The sequence below is a fragment of the Actinomadura geliboluensis genome (assembly GCF_043197915.1).
In the GTDB taxonomy this organism is placed as follows: domain Bacteria; phylum Actinomycetota; class Actinomycetes; order Streptosporangiales; family Streptosporangiaceae; genus Spirillospora; species Spirillospora geliboluensis.
In genome coordinates this window covers 1-2,555 of the sequence record NZ_JBICUA010000027.1, presented here as the reverse complement: position 1 = coordinate 2,555, position 2,555 = coordinate 1, and the positions used below count along the sequence as shown (strand labels likewise).

At 61.1% G+C, this 2,555-nt stretch carries 1 protein-coding gene; it reads right to left on the bottom strand.

Going from position 1 to position 2,555, the window contains the following annotated elements:
- Positions 1 to 76: 76 nt before the first annotated feature.
- Positions 77 to 1,918, bottom strand: coding sequence for a group II intron reverse transcriptase/maturase (ltrA, locus tag ACGFI1_RS44320; protein WP_392793639.1), 1,842 nt, complete (start codon positions 1,916 to 1,918; stop codon positions 77 to 79).
- Between the last annotated feature and the right edge of the window lie 637 nt (positions 1,919 to 2,555).

The window sequence follows — 2,555 nt, the reverse complement described above, 5'->3', positions numbered from 1 at the left end:
TGGTCGGGTAGCGGGGACGCATTACTACGTCCCCGCCCCCTCAGAACCGTGCGTGCCATTCGTCACGGCACACGGCTCAAGCAGATCCAAGCGACGGTTTAGGATCACGCTGCGTTCTGCTTCGACGCTGGCTATAGAGCCAGCTTCGATGACAGTGTGTATGCACTAAGCGGGTCCTGGCGCCACCATGGCGGCCGGATTCCGGGGCATCCACGATCAGGAGATAGCTCGCCGCTATTGCTCGCCGGGTAACTTGCTTCCACCAGATTTCCCACTGTTGTGGTGATTGCGGTGGCTGCTCTGCGGTCAGCAGATAGTCCCCGCACATCGGGCACATGGCGTTCTGTTCGTCCAGCAGCCTGATGGTGTACCGATCGAGCGGCGGCTTATTCCGTCTGCGGCGGTGAGCCCAGTACTCGGCCAGGAAGGGATCGTCCGGAGACGCCCACCCTTTAACCATGACGTGCCGCTTAATTTCCGTCCACCGAAACATAACCAAGTAGGCGCCGGACTCGAGATCCCCGAACACCCACCTGTCGTTCCGGAACTTGTTGAACTGGCCATAGTACCTGGGGATAATCCATGACTTTGGCTTATTCTGATGGCTGTGCGTAGCCCACTTGTAGGTGAGTCTCCACACGTGCGTGTCGAGGTCTTCGAAAACCTTCGACGACACCACCGGTCGATAATACGCCGCCCACCCCCGGATCACGGGGTTCAGGGCGGCGATCACTGCTTTCGCGTTTGCGCCGCGCAGCCGACGCATTTCAAACGCGAGTCTCGACCTGATCCGCTGTACGGCCGCCTTGCTAGGCTTGATCAGGAGTTTAGAGCCATACCGGCGGACGTTGAAGCCGAGAAAGTCAAACCCCTCGGCCACATGGACAATGCGGGTCTTATCCTCGTTGAAGGACAGGCCCCGACCGTCCAGCCATCGCGCCAGTCGCTCCTTGACCAGCACGGCCTGGCGGTGGGTATGACAGAGCACCACCAGGTCGTCCGCGTACCTGACCACTACCGGAGAATCCGGATAGCTTCGTCCTGCCTTGGGCCCGGTAGTTCTGTACCTGGCCCCAGCGACCGTTTCCAGACCGTGTAACGCGACGTTCAGCAGTAGCGGGCTGATGACCCCGCCCTGCGGAGTTCCTTCCTCGGTGGGAGCGAACCCGCGTCCCGCCTCGAACACTCCTGCCTGGAGCCACTTACGCACCATCTCCCGAGCGGGAAACAGGCCGATGGCCTCCATCAGCGTCTTGTGGTCGATGCGGTCGAATGCCGCAGCCAAATCCGCATCGAGAACCCATAGCCGTGCTGCGGTCCTGCTTTTGCACGTCTCGTAGATGGCCTCGATCGCGTCATGGCACCCTCGGCCCGGCCGAAACCCGTATGACTTGGCCTCGAACCGGGCCTCCCATTCGGGCTCCAGTGCATTCCGGACTCGCGCTTGATGACAGCGGTCCATCAGCACCGGTATGCCGAGCGGACGCATGCGCGCAGGGTTACCGGCCTTGGGAATGTGCACTCGCCGGACGGGACGGGGGCACCAATCCTGCCTGCTGCGATGGACTCGCTTCGCCATGCGCATTCTGGCCTGGTGGGTCAGAGCGACCTCGCCATCGACCCCCGCCGTTCGTCGTCCAGCGTTCCGCTGCGTCACCTGTCGCACGCTCACCAAAGTGTTCGCTTGCGACCGCAGCATGAGTTTCTGTAGATTCCTGGCTTTCGCCAGGTCCCCTTCCTGCACCGCCTTGAAGATCCGCTGCCGTAGGCGGCGTACCTGCTTCTCCTGTTCGGACCAGTCAATACGACCCCACTCTGAACTCTCATCCAGATCGGGACGACCCTGTTCCGGGATCGGCAGGCCCTCAGGTCCGTTCGCCGTTTCGGCGTCCAACTTGCCCCTCGGTTCGGATGCCATAGACAGTTTCCTTCAAAGATCCACCTGCTCACGTCAGCACGCTTTCGCGTCCGGGCATCGGCCCGGTATCCGGCCAGTTATACGGACAATCCATCGGAGGGCTGGCTTCGCAGTCCGCTTTCCTGTCACCTTTCGGCCACCGGCATTGGCTTCTTGAGCATCCTGTCCAGGCCAGGGATTATGCCCCTCTTGCGATCGGCCTACCAACCTTGTTGGACCTGACCCGGGTTTCCATGTTCCGCACGTTCGAGAAGCGGTCGAGCTTGGGTGCCTCCTTTACTCCGGGGACAGCGGTGCCCATGCGGTACAAGTGGTTTCCTCGCCCGCCGCCGGCCGCATCACAACGACCCGTCCCTGTCACACTGCATTTCCACCCGTCTCAGCGAGTCCCTATAACGGAGCATCACCAAAGATTCACTTGCGTTCACCCCGCACTCGACCTTCCCCACCTGTAGGGCCGAGACGGAATCGGCCCCCTTGGGATTTCCGTGAGCTTCATACCCACTAACTCAGGAAGCCAGCGCGCATGTCACGGCGGGGACAGGCTCAAGCACTAGCCTGGAATGCATTCCGACCTTCCATCGACCTCCAATCATGCATTCACTCGAAACGTGCGACTTCACGTCGCACAACCAGT

Bases quoted from the DNA above. Each gene is read 5' to 3' on its own strand.
- ltrA (WP_392793639.1), bottom strand. From the start codon at position 1,918: ATGGCATCCGAACCGAGGGGCAAGTTGGACGCCGAAACGGCGAACGGA.